This window comes from Streptomyces sp. NPDC006365, assembly GCF_042870755.1.
Taxonomy (GTDB): domain Bacteria; phylum Actinomycetota; class Actinomycetes; order Streptomycetales; family Streptomycetaceae; genus Streptomyces; species Streptomyces xiangluensis.
The window spans coordinates 275,752-292,774 of record NZ_JBIAHS010000009.1; the positions used below are offsets into that span (position 1 = coordinate 275,752).

General features: G+C 69.9%; 12 protein-coding genes, 1 tRNA gene and 1 pseudogene. 6 read left to right on the top strand and 8 right to left on the bottom strand.

Annotated elements, in window-relative coordinates; genetic code table 11:
• The first annotated feature begins 31 nt into the window (after window positions 1–31).
• Both ACFYO0_RS25505 and ACFYO0_RS25510 read left to right on the top strand, forming a co-directional pair.
• Window positions 32–1,483, top strand: coding sequence for an NAD(P)/FAD-dependent oxidoreductase (locus ACFYO0_RS25505; protein WP_388680116.1), 1,452 nt, complete (start codon window positions 32–34; stop codon window positions 1,481–1,483).
• Window positions 1,484–1,497: 14 nt separating this feature from the next.
• Window positions 1,498–2,247, top strand: coding sequence for an alpha/beta hydrolase (locus ACFYO0_RS25510; protein WP_388680118.1), 750 nt, complete (start codon window positions 1,498–1,500; stop codon window positions 2,245–2,247).
• A gap of 49 nt (window positions 2,248–2,296) precedes the next feature.
• On the opposite strand, the gene ACFYO0_RS25515 is transcribed toward ACFYO0_RS25510, so the two are convergent.
• Window positions 2,297–3,538: a lactonase family protein gene (locus ACFYO0_RS25515; protein ID WP_388680120.1), complete on the bottom strand. Its 1,242-nt coding sequence runs from the start codon at window positions 3,536–3,538 to the stop codon at window positions 2,297–2,299.
• Between the two features lie 307 nt (window positions 3,539–3,845).
• On the opposite strand from ACFYO0_RS25515, the pseudogene ACFYO0_RS25520 reads away from it, so the two are divergent.
• Window positions 3,846–5,046 (top strand): annotated as a pseudogene (locus ACFYO0_RS25520) (MFS transporter); the annotation flags it as partial.
• Window positions 5,047–5,240: 194 nt separating this feature from the next.
• Here the strand turns inward: ACFYO0_RS25520 and ACFYO0_RS25525 are convergent.
• From ACFYO0_RS25525 to ACFYO0_RS25540, 4 genes are all read right to left on the bottom strand, one after another.
• A tRNA-Thr gene (locus ACFYO0_RS25525) sits at window positions 5,241–5,314 on the bottom strand.
• A gap of 678 nt (window positions 5,315–5,992) precedes the next feature.
• A complete protein-coding gene (locus ACFYO0_RS25530; protein ID WP_388680124.1) occupies window positions 5,993–7,159 on the bottom strand; it encodes an NAD(P)/FAD-dependent oxidoreductase in 1,167 nt (388 codons plus the stop codon).
• A 35-nt stretch (window positions 7,160–7,194) separates the two neighbouring features.
• Window positions 7,195–7,908, bottom strand: coding sequence for a GntR family transcriptional regulator (locus ACFYO0_RS25535; protein ID WP_388680127.1), 714 nt, complete (start codon window positions 7,906–7,908; stop codon window positions 7,195–7,197).
• A gap of 188 nt (window positions 7,909–8,096) precedes the next feature.
• The gene (locus ACFYO0_RS25540; protein WP_388680129.1) at window positions 8,097–9,329 is read right to left on the bottom strand and encodes a GNAT family N-acetyltransferase; all 1,233 of its coding nucleotides are present in this window, start codon (window positions 9,327–9,329) and stop codon (window positions 8,097–8,099) included.
• Between the two features lie 489 nt (window positions 9,330–9,818).
• On the opposite strand from ACFYO0_RS25540, the gene ACFYO0_RS25545 reads away from it, so the two are divergent.
• The 3 genes from ACFYO0_RS25545 (at window position 9,819) to ACFYO0_RS25555 (ending at window position 12,473) form a co-directional block, all read left to right on the top strand.
• Window positions 9,819–10,955 carry an ABC transporter ATP-binding protein gene (locus ACFYO0_RS25545; RefSeq protein ID WP_388680132.1) on the top strand — a complete coding sequence of 379 codons (1,137 nt, stop codon included), beginning with the start codon at window positions 9,819–9,821 and terminating at the stop codon, window positions 10,953–10,955.
• Window positions 10,956–11,177: 222 nt separating this feature from the next.
• Entirely contained in the window at window positions 11,178–11,660 is a 483-nt protein-coding gene (locus ACFYO0_RS25550; RefSeq protein WP_388680134.1) for a hypothetical protein, read from the top strand.
• Window positions 11,661–11,741: 81 nt separating this feature from the next.
• A complete protein-coding gene (locus tag ACFYO0_RS25555) occupies window positions 11,742–12,473 on the top strand; it encodes an NDP-sugar synthase (RefSeq protein WP_388680137.1) in 732 nt (243 codons plus the stop codon).
• Between the two features lie 92 nt (window positions 12,474–12,565).
• Here the strand turns inward: ACFYO0_RS25555 and ACFYO0_RS25560 are convergent, their stop codons facing one another.
• The 3 genes from ACFYO0_RS25560 to cysS form a co-directional block, all read right to left on the bottom strand.
• Entirely contained in the window at window positions 12,566–14,272 is a 1,707-nt protein-coding gene (locus ACFYO0_RS25560) for a DoxX family membrane protein (protein ID WP_388680139.1), read from the bottom strand.
• A gap of 199 nt (window positions 14,273–14,471) precedes the next feature.
• Complete coding sequence (rlmB, locus tag ACFYO0_RS25565) at window positions 14,472–15,413, bottom strand: 23S rRNA (guanosine(2251)-2'-O)-methyltransferase RlmB (protein ID WP_388680144.1); 942 nt, start codon at window positions 15,411–15,413, stop codon at window positions 14,472–14,474.
• Window positions 15,414–15,531: 118 nt separating this feature from the next.
• Window positions 15,532–16,932, bottom strand: a complete 1,401-nt coding sequence (gene cysS, locus ACFYO0_RS25570) for a cysteine--tRNA ligase (protein ID WP_388680147.1) — start codon at window positions 16,930–16,932, stop codon at window positions 15,532–15,534.
• Between the last annotated feature and the right edge of the window lie 91 nt (window positions 16,933–17,023).

Genomic DNA, 17,023 nt, shown 5'->3' on the forward strand with positions numbered 1-17,023 from the left:
CCCACGGCCCTCAGAAGCTAACGTCCCGCGCATGAGCAGCACGGAGAGCGTGGGCGGCACGGAGCACACGGGCAGCACGGCCGGACACGGCGCCCGCACCGTCATCAACGGCGGCATATCGTTCTGGTACGCACAACAGGGCCTCCCCGCGCCCCGCGAACCCCTCCCCTCGGACGCCGCCGCGGACGTCGTCATCGTCGGCGGCGGCCTCACCGGCCTGTGGACCGCGTACTACCTGAAGAAGGCCGCCCCCTTCCTCCGTATCACCGTCCTTGAACAGAAGTTCTGCGGCTACGGCGCCTCCGGTCGCAACGGCGGCTGGCTCTACAACGGCGTCGCAGGACGCGACCGCCACGCGCGCGTGCACGGCCACGAGGCCGCCGTACGCCTCCAGAAGGCGATGAACGAGACGGTGGCGGAGGTCGTCCGGGTCGCCGAGGTGGAGGGCGTCGACGCGGACATCCACCAGGGAGGCGTACTCGAAGTCGCCTGCACCCCGGCCCAGTTGGCCCGCCTCAAGGCCTTCCACGAGGCAGAGCTCTCGTTCGGCGAGAAGGACCGCGAGCTGTACGGCGCCCGCGAGACCGCCGAGCGCGTTCGCGTCGCCGACGCCGTCGGCTCCACCTGGACGCCGCACGGCGCCCGGCTGAACCCCGTCAAACTCGTCCAGGGACTCGCGAAGGCCGTCGAAGCGCTCGGCGTCACCATTCACGAGTCGACCCCGGTCACCGAGATCCGGCCGAAGCACGCGGTCACTCCGTACGGCACCGTCCGCGCGCCCTACGTCCTGCGCTGCACCGAAGGCTTCACCGCCTCGTTGAAGGGCCACAGACGCACCTGGCTCCCCATGAACTCGTCGATGATCGCCACCGAACCGCTCACCGCCGAGCAGTGGGAGTCGGTGGGCTGGGAGGGCCGCGAAACCCTCGGCGACATGGCCCACGCGTACATGTACGCCCAGCGCACCGCCGACGGCCGTATCGCGCTCGGAGGCCGCGGCGTCCCGTACCGCTTCGGCTCCCGCACGGACAACGACGGCCGCACGCAGCCGGCGACCATCGAGGCGCTACGGGCGCTCCTCCTTCGCCTCTTCCCGCAGCTCACCGGCGTCGAGGTCGCACACGCCTGGTCCGGCGTCCTCGGCGTGCCCCGCGACTGGTGCGCCACCGTCACCCTCGACCGTTCCACCGGGCTCGGCTGGGCCGGCGGCTATGTCGGCTCCGGAGTCGCCACCACCAACCTCGCGGCCCGTACCCTGTGCGACCTGATCCAGCAGGACTCCGGGCAGTCCGGCGCGACCGAGCTGACAGCCCTGCCCTGGGTCGGTCACAAGGTCCGCAAGTGGGAACCCGAGCCATTGCGCTGGATCGGGGTACACGGCATGTACGCGACGTATCGAGCCGCCGACCGTCGCGAACGTGGCACGCAGGCCGCGCAGTCGTCCCGGCTGGCACGTATCGCCGACCGGGTCGCGGGCCGCTGAGGCAAGGGGCACACATGGACACCACCGTCATCGACACCGTCCGCTACACCGCCGACGGCCAGCTCCTCGACATCCACCACGGCGCCGATCCCGACGCGCCCACCGTGCTTCTCTGGCACGGCCGCGGTCCCGCCGAACGCGACGTCCTCGGCGCCCTCGCCTCCACCGTCGCCCGCCTCGGCCCCACCGTGATCGTCCCCGACTGGCGGCCCGACGCCCCCGACGGCGGACGGCCTCAACTGGCGGCCTCTCTTCGCTACACCTGGGATTACGTACCGGACCCGGCCCGTGTCGTCCTCGTCGGCTGGTCCCTCGGCGGCCGGGCCGCCATGGCCACCGCGCTCCAGCCCCACCCCCCGGAGGACTGGCGCCCGGCAGCGGTCGTCGGCATCGCCGCCCGCTACAACCAGCCCGAACCCCTCCTCGGCCTCCCCTCCCCCATGGCCGTCTGCGCCACCGCGCCGCCCCTGCCGATCCACCTGGTCCACGGCACGGCCGACAGGGTCTGCGACTTCAACAACGCCCTCGAGTTCCAGTCGGTCCTCGCCGACTGCGGCCGTCCGGCTCCGCTCACCGAACTCACCACCGACCATGCGGGCGCGGTCATGGCCGAGTACGCCCCGGAACTGGGCCGCTGCCGCCCCGTCCACGGCGGCACTCCGTACGAGGAAGGCCTCCGCACCGCCCGCGTCATCGCGTCGGCGGCGGGGCTGAAGGTGCCCGAGCTCGCCAGCCCCGACAGAAGGGCCCAGGTCAACGGCTGACGGTGACCTGGGCCAACGGCCCATCGTCGGATGGCGTCACGTCACTGAGTCACTTCGCGGCGATGCCCTCCATGCCGGCCTCCTCGAAGACCGGCAGGTCCTCGGCGGTCGTTACCTTCGTGAGCGCGCCGTTCTTCTCGACACGGAAGCCGTCGACGGTGCCGGAGACCGCGTTCTGCACGTAGACGAACTTCTCGTCCTCGGTCACGGCGAGGTCGATCACGCCCTGCGAGTTGGCGGAGGGCGGGGTGGCGATGCCCACGTCGTTGGTCAGGGCCAGCTCGCCGTTCTTGGCCATGCGGTAGCCGCTGACCGTGGAGTTCCCGGTGTTGCCGCCGTAGAAGTAGTTACCGGCGCGCACGAGCCAGCACAGCGTCTCCTGACCGTTGGTGAGCGGCTCCTGCAGGACCTTCAGCTTGCCGTTGCGCTTCACCTTGTACGCGGTGACCGTCGACTTCTCCGCCTCCGCGACCAGCATCCGCTTCCCCGACTTGTCGAAGCTGATCGCGAACGGGACACCGCCCGCGGACTTGTTGACGACAGGCTCGTCGACGGCCGGCAGCCCGTTCTTCTTCATCGGGAACACCTCGAGGGTGTTGGCGGCCTTGGTGGTGACCACCAGGTTGCGGCCGTCCGGAGTGAATTCGACCTCACCGGGCGAGGTGTCGAACCGCGGCACATCCTCGTTGTCCAGCCCCAGCGAACGGTGCGAACCCTTCAGCGGCTTGAGCCCCTTCTTGGTGATCTTGAAGCCCTGGATGCTGCCATGACCGCCCGCGTTCATCACGTAGGCGACCTTCCCGCGCACCGCGATGCTCGCCGGGAACTCCCCGCCCGAGTCCACCTGCTTCGGACTCTTCAACTCCGTCCCCTCGACCCGGAACGACGTCACCGTGCCACTGCCCGCATTGACGGCAAGGAGCATCCCCGACGCGTCGTCGTAGACGAGCGAGCCCTGCGAGGCGAGCGAATCGGTGGGCGCGTCGACCTGGTCACCGCCCTTGCCGCCGGTCGCGAACTCCCCCGCCGGCGACAACTTGCCGTCATCACCCCGGGCGAACACATGAATCGTGTTCCCGGCCAGCTCGTTGCCCTGCACGAACACGGCCTGATCGGCTCCGGCGGACGTGGTGCGGGCGTACTGCCCCGCATTGGCGACGGACACCGCCGCCGTCACCGCCCCCACCGAGGCGAGCACCCCGGCCCCGATCACGACCCGCCGCGACTTGGACTTCGCCCTGTGCCCGCTCTGGTGCCCACTGCGACGGCCATTCCTGTCGTACGTGCTCACGCCCGGCTCCTCGGTCTCTCGTCCCCCACGTCCGCGCCCTGCGAACAGCACCAGAGTGACCAGTGGGGACAGCGAGACGGCCCGGAATGGGGCCTGCGTCAGGGTCTCGTAAGCGGTGCGCAAGGATCTCGTAAGAAGTCCCGAGAAGTCCCGTAAGAAAGAGAAACCCGGCTCGGAGACGCACGGAGCCGGGTTCCGGTCGAGCCCGGCGGGGCCCGAAACGCGTCAGCACTTCCAGGTCGCCCAGTACCACTGCCCCTTCATCGTGCCGTCCGACAGGGTCACCGGCGTCTTGATGTGGACGGGCGGCTTCGCCGGCGCTTCCGCCCTCGGTGGCGCCGCGACCAGCTTCGAGATGCTCATCTTCGCGCGGGCGGGGCAGGGCGTGTTCGGTGCGCTGCTCGCCCCGGCCGCCCTGGCCCTGCTGACCACGACGTTCACGGACGCCAAGGAACGGGCCAAGGCCTTCGGCGTCTACGGTGCCATCGCCGGCGCCGGCGGCGCCATCGGCCTGCTCCTCGGCGGCCTGCTCACCGAGTACTTCGACTGGCGCTGGACCCTCTACGTCAACCTCGTCGTCGCCGTCGTCGCCTTCATCGGTGGCGCCTTCCTGCTCAAGCGCACCATCCGCGACAAGACCGCCACCCTCGACATCCCCGGCGCCCTCCTCGTCGGCGGCGGCCTGTTCAGTCTGGTCTACGGCTTCTCCAACGCCGAGAGCCACGACCGGAGCCCCCCGCAAACCTGGGGCTGGCTGGTCGCCGGAGCCGTGCTGCTCGCCGCGTTCACCTGGTGGCAGACCCGCTCCACCCACCCCCTGCTCCCCCTGCGGGTCCTGCTCGACCGCAACCGCGGCGCCTCCTTCGTCTCCGTACTGATCAGCGGCGCCGGTATGTTCGGTGTCTTCCTCTTCCTCACGTACTACCTGCAGCAGAGCCTGGGCTACACCCCGTCGAGACCGGCCTCGCCTTCCTGCCCATGACCGCAACGCTCATGGTTGGCGCCACCCTCGCCACCAGCGTGCTGATCCCCCGCCTCGGCCCCAAGCCGGTCGTCCCGCTCGGCATGGGCCTTGCCGCCGCCGGCATGGTCTGGCTGACCGGCCTCGACCTCAGCAGCAGCTACACCACCGGCGTCCTGCCGCCGCTGCTGGTGGCGGGCATCGGCCTCGGCCTGGTGATAGCCCCGGCCATGAGCCTGGCCGTCGCCGGCGTGGACGTGGAGCACTCCGGTGTCGCCTCCGCCACCGTCAATGCGATGCAGCAGGTCGGCGGCTCGATCGGCACGGCCCTGCTCAACACCCTCGCCACCAGCGCCGCGACCGACCACCTCGTCGCAAAGACCCCAGGGACCCTGCCGTCCAGGCCCAGGCCGGCCTGGAGGCCTACTCCACCGCCCACTGGTGGTCGGCAGTCTTCTTCGCCGTCGGCCTGGTCATCAGCGTGATCCTCTACCGACGCGGTGTACCCGCCACCGACCCCGACGCGGCGCCCGTCGTTCACATGTGATCCGCAGCAGCTGTCTCGGCCGTGCCAGCTGGGTACATGGAGCGCTTGGTGCTACCGGCACTGTCGATGCCGCTGTTCAGTAGATGTCGGCGCCACCGGTGAGGGCTGGGGCAGCCAAGGCCCCGGCTATGTGACGCGTCACGCCCGAGCATGCGAAAGGCCAGGTCAATGAGTGTCTGACCTGGCCCTTTCGGAGCCCCCTGTCGGAGTCGAACCGACGACCTCGAGATTACAAGTCACGCGCTCTAGCCATCTGAGCTAAGGGGGCACCACGCACTACAACGCCGTACGCGAAGGCGGGTCCACTGTACACAGAGCCCGTTTCCCCAAGCCACGAAGTTACCCGTTCCACGCGATCCAAGAACGGCGCGCAACCATCCGTGCACCCGTTCGTCGCTCGGTCTGACGTGCTGTTCGGCGGCCATCGATGCGTCTGCCAACACGCAGCACCCGCCACACGGTTGGCCCACCACCCACGCGTACGCACCCTCCCGGCCACCCGAGCGGGACAGCTGCGGAACCGGCCATGGCATGGTCGGGCGGCTCGCCGGCCGGGGCCCTCTCCAAGGGCACCGGCCGCGTGCTGATGCGCGGTCTGGAGCCTGAAGGCGATCGCGTCGATCACCTCCCGGGGCTCTCGCCGGCGACTACCCGCTGCGGCGTCCGGTCCGGGAGCAGCGGCTCGATTCGCGCCCACTGCTCAGCTGCCAAGCTCAACCGGGCCAACGACCGGCGGGCCAGAACGAACCCACCCAGGAGATGGTCACGGGTTCCAGAAGACGCTGGTGAACGCGCGGTCGAAGCGCCGCTCGGCCAGGTCCTCACGCTGTATCACCCAGTGGACGAACATCCGGCGCGAACAGCCCCTCCGGTCACGGAAGTACCGGCGTACGCGGAGTCGGACGATGCCCCGGCAAGAGTCCCGATGATCAAGGCGGCCTCCTTCCTACTGCTCACCCAGAGCGGTGGCGCGTTGGTCCACCTCCACTTCCGAGCGCCCTACGCCGATGAATCGTGTGGGCCGGAAGGCCCGGAGGAGGTCCTGCTCCTGGTCGGTTGTGATCTCGGTCGCGGCCAGGCGTCCCAGAATCGGCGCCAGGGTGATCCCGCTGTGCGAGACGAGGCAGTAGACGCGCGATTGCGCGGAGGCGTAGCCGGCGACGGTGTGGCCGTCCGCGGGCAGTGACCGGAAGCCGACACGCAGGTCGATCTCCAGTGCCTGGCTCGGGTCGGCCAGCAGTGCGGAGAACCGCCGAGCGAGGATCGTTGCAAGGTGCCCGTCCGCGGACGGAGGGTCTGCCGGATCGACGTGGGCGTTCAGGTCAAGAGCCTGCAGGACGGTATGCCCGCCGACGGCAGGGCGGAGGTTGAGGCCGGGACTGTGGATCACACAGCGCAGGTCGAGGTGCGGGGACCTGGCATACCCGAGCAGTCCGACGGTCTGCGATCCGCGACCGGTATCCGTCACCATGGGAACGTCGATCCCGGCCCGTGCGGCGAGCCGTTCCGTCCAGCGGCCCGCCGCCAGGACGACTCGATCGCCCGTGAAGACTTCGCCTCCGGCCAGGGTGACGGACACGCCGTCCGGCCGATCATCGATGGCCACGACCTCGCCGGACACGCACTTGGCTCGGTGCTGCTCGGCGTCCGCCAAAAGGCTGTTCACGAGGAGATCCGGCAGGACGTATCCCTCGCTGGGGAAGTGCGCGATGGACGTGGTGGTCGCCGGTATCCGGAGGCCGCCCGCGATCCTCGTTGCTTCCTCAGGCATGACCCAGTGAGCGGGGTAGCCGAGGGACTGCAGCCGTTCCACGTTGTCGGCGAGTAATTGTTGGCTGGAGGAGTCCGCCCACTGCAGCGCTCCGCTGAGGAAGTACGACGGCGCTCCCCGCAGTTGCTCGGCGAGCCTGGCGTGCTCCTCCATCCCCGCGAGGTTCAGTCGGTGGTAGGCCGGGTCGTGCTTCCGGCTCGAGTTGGTCCAGGCGAAGGTGGTCGACGTCGTACCGGTGCCGGCTCCCCACTGATCCAGCAGGAGAACGTCTCCGCCGGCGACGGCAAGGTGCCTCGCGACGCTGACTCCCAGCACGCCGGCACCGATGATGATGACCTTCATCGTTGGCACATTCCTTTCTGGCGGAGACAGGCTTCTCACATGGCGGAGACGGGAAGCTCCAGGAAGAACTCGGCGGTTCCCGGCCGAACGAGGGTCGTGACCACCTCGACGGTGCTTCCGTCGTCGACCCGCAACTCCCTGCGCCTCATCAGCGCAGGCGTTCCGATCTCGCTGTGCAGCAACGTGGCGTCGTGCTCGTCGAGGGTCACCGGGTCGAGGTAGAGCCGGATCGAGTCGATCGGCACTCCCCTGCGCTGCAGATACGGCAGGGTCACGAGGTCTTCGAGGTTCTCGTTCAGCAAGTCGGGGGCAACGGCGAAGAGAACGACGTGCCGCTCGACAGACTGTGGCACCTCGCGCACGTCCAGCTTGCGGCGGACCAGCTCCACCACGGCCGTGTCGGTTGAGGCGCCGGGGAGGGTCAGGATGGCGTCGGTGGCCCTGACGATCCGCGCGGAGACAACTTCATGTCTGCCGGGTACGCCCTTTGTGGCTGCCGCAGGCGTGACGAAGTTGAGCAGATTGATCTGCCGCGTCACGTCCGCGACAAACGTTCCGTGACGCCGCCGGCGGATCGCCAGTCCGGCCTCGGCCAGGTCGTTGAGGACCCGCTGGGCTGTGGCCCGACTGACGCCGTACTGGGCAGAGAGGTCCATCTCCGTCGGCAGTCGTGCGCCAGGCGGCAGGTCCCCGGCCTGGATCCTCGCCTCGATCTCTCGCCTGATCTGTACGTAAAGTGGCACAGTCACAATTAGACCGTACTTTCAGTCAATTGACCGGTCAATAGCGCGGGCGCGACTCCACTCACCACCGTGGTGTTGACCGCTGCATACATCCCGAAGTCATCGCGGTCGGCGATCACCAACCGCGACATGGCCGCCGCATCCGAGATGCGATTAGCCGACGAACGACACTTGTGCAGGGTCTGCGAGCGCGGTCAGAACCAGTGCAGGCAGTGCGGGGAGCGCTCGGCGCGGAAGAGTGCGTCAGCGAGGGTGGCTGCGCCTGGGCGGTGGGCCCGGATGTGTCCGGCACGCACGAGCGTGCTCGGGGCAGTGCCGCCGAGGTAGACGGAGCCCAGGTCGCTGATGTCCAGGGACAGGTCGGGCTTCCGGTCCGTCGGGACGCAGTCGGCCTTGCCGTCCCGGATGGTCAGCAGGTAGCGGTCGTGTTCGCCGAGGAACGGGTCGTCGATGTCGAGGACGAGCTCGCCGTCCATGAACCAGCCGCGCGCGGTCAGCGCACGTGGGACGTCCAGCAGCCGCACCCAGAGCCAGTCCATGTCGCCGCTCACCTCGCCGGCGCGGAAGTCCGCGAGCTGCCAGCGCAGCGGGTGCTGGGGCGGGACGTGATTGAACACGACCTGAGAGACCAGGTCGTGACCGAGCACGAACCGGGCCAGGGCTGTGAAGACGGCGTCGTCGGCGGCGATGGTCTCGTCGACCGTCAAGGTGGCGGGCTCGCCGATCGAGTAGCTGGCGTACCCGTCCGGGACGCCGTCGGCGTCCCGGTGGACGGCGACGTAGCGCGGCGCCGGCGAGATCGGGGGCTGCCCCGCGCGCAAGGCCCACCAGCGGTGCGGCCGGGACAGCGCGCCGGGCTGGGCGCGGCGATACCGGTCGTAGACCTCTTCCAGGATCTCGCCACACTCGGCACGACGCAGAACCTCGACCGAGCCGTTGTCCGGGCCGGACGCTGGCGTGTTGGCCGTTCCGTGCGCCCGGGGGAGGGCGAGGGCGCCCCGGTGGCGCTGCACCGTCAGCCGCTGCGTGTAGGTCGCCGGTCCGTAGCCGAACCTGCCGTAGATCGGGGCCTCAGAGGCCAGCAGCACGGAAAGGAACTCCCCGCGGGCCCGCAGCTCGGCGAGCTGATGCCGCATCATCGCGGTGAGCACGCCCTGGCGCCGGTGCGAGGGCAGGACGCCGACGGCGGTCACCCCGGGAGCCGGGACGAGGGTTTCACCGGGCAGGGTGAGCTCGAAGGAGTGCGTGGCGGCGGTGCCGACGGGCCGCCCGTCCGCCGTCAGGGCGAGCATGCAGCGGTCCATTTCGAGCGCCGACCACCAGAGCCCGCCGCCCTCGATCGGGGTTTCCGGGAAGCGCCCGAACGCGGCATGGACTGTGTCGACGAAGACGTCGAGATCCTTGTCGGTCGTGGGACGGATCTCCATTACTGCTGCTGCCTCCTCGGGATACCGCCACCACGACTCGTGGTGTCCGGCCACAGTGCAGCGTTGCCCCCGTGGCAAGGGCAAGCGAATTACGGCCCCGGACATCCTCGATGAACCACCACCGACGTCGCACCGTACGGGCCGTCGGGCGGAAGGCATGTGGAGCCCACGTGGGACCTGGCGCCGCACAGCTCACCAGGGCTGTGTGCGGTCGGCAGCGGGCGACGAAGCAGGGAGCCCAGAGCAAGGCCAAAAGGCCGTGGCTCTGGCCTTGATCGAGACATGGCCCGAAGGGGAATGCTCCGCACCTCGAAAATTTCCGCGAAGTTCACAGCTCCCCGACTACTGACAGAACAGGCAAACGCCGGGTACCGTCCTGAGCCAGTCCGCCTTGCGTGGACTACACCACAACGGAATCACCCGTAGTGGCACCACCTTCCACAACGGATCGTCCGGCACGTTCCTGCCGGTAGAAGGGGGCCCATCACCATGGCCACTGTCTCGTTCGACAAGGCGACCCGGATTTACCCGGGTTCCGAGAAGCCCGCCGTCGACGGTCTCGAAATCGAGATCGAAGACGGCGAATTCCTTGTTCTGGTCGGTCCGTCCGGCTGCGGCAAGTCCACCTCGCTCCGGATGCTCGCGGGGCTCGAGGACGTGAACGCCGGCTCCATCCGTATCGGTGACCGCGACGTCACGCACCTGCCGCCCAAGGACCGGGACATCGCCATGGTGTTCCAGAACTACGCGCTGTACCCGCACATGACGGTCGCCGACAACATGGGCTTCGCGCTCAAGATCGCGGGCGTCAACAAGGCCGAGATCCGCCAGAAGGTGGAGGACGCGGCGAAGATCCTGGACCTCACCGACTACCTGGCCCGCAAGCCGAAGGCGCTCTCTGGTGGTCAGCGGCAGCGTGTCGCGATGGGCCGTGCCATCGTGCGTGAGCCGCAGGTGTTCCTCATGGACGAGCCGCTGTCGAACCTCGACGCCAAGCTGCGTGTGTCCACCCGTACGCAGATCGCGAGCCTCCAGCGCCGCCTCGGCATCACCACCGTGTACGTCACCCACGACCAGGTCGAGGCCATGACGATGGGTGACCGGGTGGCCGTGCTGAAGGACGGTCTGCTCCAGCAGGTCGACTCGCCGCGCAACATGTACGACCGCCCGGCGAACCTGTTCGTCGCCGGGTTCATCGGCTCGCCGGCCATGAACCTCGTCGAGGTCCCGATCACGGACGGCGGCGTGAAGTTCGGCAACAGCGTGGTGCCGGTCAACCGGGAGGCCCTGTCGGCCGCCTCCGACCGTGGCGACCGCACCGTCACGGTCGGCGTCCGCCCGGAGCACTTCGACATCGTCGAGCAGAACGGCGGCGCCGCGAAGGCCCTGACCAAGGAGACCGAGGACGCCCCGGCGGGCCTCGCCGTCTCGGTGAACGTGGTCGAGGAGCTGGGCGCCGACGGTTACGTCTACGGCAGCGCCAAGGTCGGCGACGAGCTCAAGGACCTGGTCGTCCGCGTCAGCGGCCGCGCGGTCCCGGAGAAGGGCGCCACGCTGCACGTCGTGCCGCGGCCGGGCGAGACCCACGTGTTCTCGACGTCCACGGGTGAGCGTCTCTCCGACTGAGGCACGCGCACTGAAGACACCCGTACCGGGTGAATTCACCCACGTTGACGGAAGGGGCCCCGCAGCTTGCTGCGGGGCCCTTTTTCTTGTCGACAAATACCCCGGCAGACCGGTCATTTCGACCCGCCTACGTCAACCTCGCACCCGAATGTGAGCACCGGCCGTCGCTCGAACTGATTACCAAATGTCGCCAAATCATTACCCCGCGCTACCCTCACTCGCGTGAAGCACTCCACTAACCCCTCGACGCGACACGGCCGTCGCCCCGCCGACCGCCCGACGCGGCACGGCCGCGGTCCGGCCCGCCGGATCGGCCGTACTCTCGCCCTCGTTCTGCCCGTCGTCCTGGTGCTCTCCGGGACTCTCGCGGTCGCCCGGGTCCCCTGGTCGGGGAGCGACTCCTCGGCCTCGGTGCTCGCCGCCTCCGCCGAGAACACGTCCTCGCGCCCCGCCTCCCGCGCCCCGCAGGACGTGCTGCGCGACAAGCTCCTGCTCGAACTCCAGGAGAAGGACGCGGGGGTGGCGCTCACCCATCTCCAGGAGGCGGTGAACGGCCGCCCGTCGCTCGCCAGGCACTGCGCCTCCATCGCCCGCGCGCTGGGCCGTGCCGCCGTCGTCAAGTACGGCGCGTCCCGCGCCCAGTCGTTCTCCCGCCCCGTCTGCGACACGTCCTTCGCCACGGGCGTCGCCGGCGGGCACGGCTGACGGGCGGCCGGCTGACGGGCCGGGTGACACGGTCCGACGCCGACACAAGCCCCGGGCGGGGCGCGACGTACAGTGCGGTTCATGAAGCATCCGAACGCCGCGTCGCGCCCCGTTCAAGCCGTTGTCCTGGCCGGTGGCCAGGGCTCCCGGCTGCGTCCCTACACCGACGACCGGCCCAAGCCGATGGTCGAGATCCCCGGCACCGGGACTCCGATCATCGGCCATCAGCTGGCCTGGCTCGCCGAGGAGGGCGTGACGGACGTGGTCGTCTCGTGCGGCCATCTCGCCGAGGTCCTCCAGCAGTGGCTGGAGTCGGCCGAACTCCCCGTCCGCGTCACCACCGTGGTCGAGAAGGAGCCCCTGGGCCGCGGCGGCGGCCTCAAGTTCGCCGCCCGGCACCTGCCCCACCCCGATCAGCCCTGGTACGCGACGAACGGTGACATCTGGACCCGTTTCTCGCTGCGCGACATGGCTGACTTCCACACCGAGCGCGACGCGGTGGCAACCCTCGCGCTGGCCCGCCCCCGCATCCCGTGGGGCGCCGTCGAGACCGACAACTTCGGTCGCATCACGGACTTCATCGAGTCCCCGCCGACGTCGTACGAGATCAACGCGGGCGTCTACGTCTTCTCCCCCGAGTTCACCGACATGCTGCCCGACCTCGGCGACCACGAGCGCACCACGTTCCCGCGACTGGCCCGCGAGCGCCGCCTGTTCGGCTGCCCGATCCCGCAGGGCGCGTACTGGCGCGCCATCGACACCGCGAAGGACCTCACGGAGGCGGCGAAGGAACTGGCGGCACTGGGGCGTTGAGCCTCGCGGCTGTACGTACGTCATCGGGGCCCCGCACTGTGAAAGTGCGGGGCCCCGACCGGGTACCGGCGAAAAGGCCGTTACTCGAACTGCTACCCGAGCAGACCGCCCACGAGGCTGCCCTCGTCCGAGCCGCCGCCACCACCACCGGAACCACCGGAACCGCCACCCGAGCCGTTGCCCGAGTCGCTGCCGCCGCCGGTGCCTCCGGGGGAGCCCGTCCCTCCCGTGGCGGCGCCGCCCGAGGAGGACGGGCCCGCACTGGTGCTGGGCGCCTCGGCGGGTGGTGCCGTCTGCTGGGCGGGCGGGACCTGGCCCGTGCCCTGGGTTTCGCTGGGCCGGTCGGCGCCCGCGGTGGCCGACTCGCGGGAGGCGCCCGGCGTGTTGGTGGCGTCCTTCTCGGAGGGGCTGGCCGAAGTCGTGCCCTGGGTGGGCGAGTCGGCGGCCGAGGGGCTCTCCGAGCGGCGGTCGTTGCCGGACTCCTCGGGGAGCGGGGAGCCGGGAAGTTCGTTCCGCGGGGCCTCGCCGGGGCCGGGGACGACCACGCGGTCGGCGTCGCGGACGGCGCCGCCGAGCATGGAGCCGACGAGCAGGGTGAGCCCGACGACGAGGGTGCTGACGAGGGCGCCGCGGCGCAGGACGTAGCGGCGCAGGTCCCAGATGTCGGCGCGCGGCCCGAGCCTGCGCCAGGCGCCGCCCGCGAGGCGGCCGTCGACGGAGTAGACGGGGGCGCCCGCGACGATCAGCGGGGTCCAGGCGGCGAGGTAGATGATGTCGGTCACGTCGTAGGCGGGGACGCTCTTCCAGCTGACGGTGATCAGAAGCGCGGCCGACATCAGCGCGCCGACGGCGGCGGCGGCCCGCTGCCACAGGCCGAGGACGGTGAGGACGCCGACGATGACCTGGAAGAAGGCGATGAGGAGTCCGGAGCCGACGGGGTGTTCGAGGGCGAACTGCCGTAGCGGCTCGGCGGCTTCCCAGGGTTGGAGGGTGTTGAGCCACTTGACCATGGAGCCGCGCTTGCCGCCGTCGAAGTAGTGCGGGTCGCAGAGCTTGCCCATGCCGGCGTAGATGGAGATGAAGCCGAGAATGAGGCGCAGCGGGAGCAGGACGACGCCGAGGTTCATCCGGCGGCCGGGGTAGTACGCGTGCCGTACCGGGTCGGCGTGGCGCCCGCGCCGACCGTCCTCGTCGATCTCGTAGTCGTACTCGTCGGCCTCGAACTCGCCCTCCTCGTACGGGTGCTCGCCGTACTCCTCGTCCGCGCTGCCCGAGGTGCGCATCTGCGGAAGGATGGGGGCCTGGCGCGTCTGGGGGATACGAGGGCCGCCGATGGTGGGGGTCGCGACGGTGGCGTCGGGGTCGGTGTCGTATCCGCCATGGCCGCCGTATCCGGAGCCGCTGTAGCCGCTGTCGTCGAGGCGCGGGATGACCTGAGTCGCCCCGGCCTCGCCCGTCGGGTCCTCGGCGCCGTGGTGCACGGTGGTGCTCCGCGCGGCCTGCAGCAGCCGGGTGGCGCCGGTGTCGTCGGGTGCGGACCTCCCGCTCCAGACGACAGGGGCGCGGCGGCGGGTGCCGGCGACGGGCCTGCGCGAAGGGTCGGCGGAACTCAAGTGGCGTGCGACGCGCGGGGACTGCGTACGGGAGCCGGTGCCCAGCTGCACGCGGAAGCTCGCATGATTGACGATGACCTGCGCCGGATCGCTCGGCACCTTCACCATGCTCAGCGCGGGAGCATCGTCGAAGCCCGACGTGCGGTCCCCCGTGGGTGTGCGGGGTGTTCTGGTGTCCACACTCATCTAACCGAGTGACGTGTCGTTAGGACACTGCCTTGACCGTCCCGATCTGTCCGGACTCCGTCAAGATCACCCCGCCCACCGTCAGGCCCGGCGCCGAGCCGCCTCGGCCCCTCCTGATTGCCGCCCTCGCACGCTACGCGGCTTCGGACGGCTGCGCCGGACTCCGTCCGTCGGGCTCCGCCTGCCTCTCCTGCTGCCGTCAGGCTCGCCGTCGAGCCGCCTCGTACAGCACGACGCCCGCCGCCACACCCGCGTTCAGCGACTCGGCGCCGCCCGGCATCGGGATCCGTACGCGGAAGTCGCAGGTCTCGCCGACCAGCCGTGACAGGCCCTTGCCCTCACTGCCGACGACGATGACGACGGGTCCTTCGAGCGCCGCCAGCTCCCCGATCTCGCCGTCGCCGTCGGCGGCCAGGCCGACGACGATGATGCCCGCCTTCTTGTACGCCTCCAGGGTGCGCGTCAGGTTGGTGGCGCGGGCGACGGGCGTACGGGCGGCGGTGCCGGCGGAGGTCTTCCAGGCGCCGGCGGTCATGCCGGCGGCGCGGCGCTCGGGGACGACGACGCCGTGGCCGCCGAAGGCTGAGACGGAGCGGACGACGGCGCCGAGGTTGCGCGGGTCGGTCACGCCGTCGAGCGCGACGATCAGCGGGTCCTCGCCCGCGTCGTACGCGGCGGCGGCGAGGTCCTCGGGGTGCGCGTACTCGTACGGCGGGATCTGCAGGACGAGGCCCTGGTGGTTGAGGCCGTTGGTCATGCGGTCGAGTTCGGGGCGGGGAGCCTCCATGAGGTGGATGCCGCCGCGCTCGCCGACGAGCTGGAGCGCCTCGCGCACCCGCTCGTCGTTGTCGATGAACTGCTGGACGTACAGCGTGTTCGCGGGCACGCCCTCGCGCAGCGCCTCGACGACGGGGTTGCGGCCGACGACGAGTTCGGAGGTGGACTTGGCGCCGCGGCCCTTGGGGCCGGGGCGGCGTGCGGTCTGCTTCGCCTTGACGGTGGCGACGCGGTTCTTCTTGTGCCCCTTGCGCATCTCGGCGGGCGGGGTGGGGCCCTTGCCTTCCAGGCCCCTGCGTCGCTGGCCGCCACTGCCGACCTGCGCGCCCTTCTTGCCGGACATGCGGCGGTTGTTTGCGGCCATGACCTACCTGTCTGTGGGAAAGCGTGCGTGTGTACGTCTCTGAATGCGTTGTGCGTCTATGAAGTGTGCCGCCCGGAAGGCCGGGCGGCACAATCGATCAAGGAAGCCGCCGAAGGGATCAGCGCGGGCCGAGTGTCCAGCGGGGCCCCTGGGGACCGTCCTCGATGACGAGGCCGGACTGGTTGAGCTGGTCACGGATGGCATCGGCGGTGGTCCAGTCCTTGCGGGCGCGGGCCGCCTGGCGCTGGTCGAGGACCATGCGTACGAGACTGTCGACGACCCCGCGCAGATCCTCGCCCTGGTCGCTCTCGCCGGCCCACTGCGCGTCGAGCGGGTCGAGGCCGAGGACGCCGAGCATGGCGCGCACCTCGGCGAGCCGGGCGACGGCCGCGTCCTTGTCGTCTGCTGCGAGTGCGCTGTTGCCCTGCCGGACCGTGGTGTGCACGACGGCGAGGGCCTGTGGCACTCCCAGGTCGTCGTCCATGGCCTCGGCGAAGGCGGGCGGCACGTCGGCCGCGGGCTCGACCGGCTTCCCCGCCAGCTCCATGACCCGCTGGATGAAGCCCTCGATGCGGGCGAACGCCGACTCGGCCTCGCGCAGGGCCTCTTCGCTGTACTCGATGGTGGAGCGGTAGTGCGGGGTGCCCAGGTAGTAGCGCAGCACGATGGGCCGCCAGTGCTTGACCATCTCGCCGACCAGCACGGAGTTGCCGAGCGACTTGGACATCTTCTCGCCGCTCATGGTGACCCAGGCGTTGTGCACCCAGTACTTGGCGAACTCGTCGCCGTAGGCCTTGGCCTGGGCGATCTCGTTCTCGTGGTGCGGGAAGATCAGGTCCAGGCCGCCGCCGTGGATGTCGAAGGCCGAGCCCAGGTACCTGTGAGCCATCGCCGAGCACTCCAGGTGCCAGCCGGGGCGGCCGCGGCCCCACGGCGTCTCCCAGTCCGGCTCGCCGGGCTTGGTGGCCTTCCACATGGCGAAGTCGCGCGGATCCCGCTTGCCCGTGATGCCCTCTTCGGCGGGCTGTCGCATCTCGTCCAGGTCCTGCTTGGACAGCTCCAGGTACGAGGGCCAGGAGCGGACGTCGAAATAGACGCTGCCGTCGGCCTCGTACGCGTGCCCGCGTTCGATGAGCGTGCGCATCATCTCGACCATCTCGGTCACGTGGCCGGTGGCACGCGGCTCGTACGTCGGCGGTAGGCACCCGAGGGCGGTGTAGGCGTCGTCGAACGCCCGCTCGTTCTCGTAGCCGATGGACCACCATGGGCGGTTCTGCTCGGCCGCCTTCCAGATGATCTTGTCGTCGATGTCGGTGACGTTCCGGATGAACGTGACGTCGTAGCCGCGGAATTCGAACCAGCGGCGCATGATGTCGAAGTTCAGCCCCGACCTGATGTGCCCGATGTGCGGGGCGGCCTGCACGGTGGCACCACACAGGTAGATCGAGACACAGCCCGCTGAGAGCGGGACGAAGTCACGGATCTGCCGGGCGCTGGTGTCGTACAGGCGAATAGTCACGGGTCCAAGGGTAGTGGGTGTCCATCCGGGGGTTTATGCGGATGCCTCCGGCGGTTGGACGGATTGGGTTCGTGGTTCGGTGCGGGTTCGT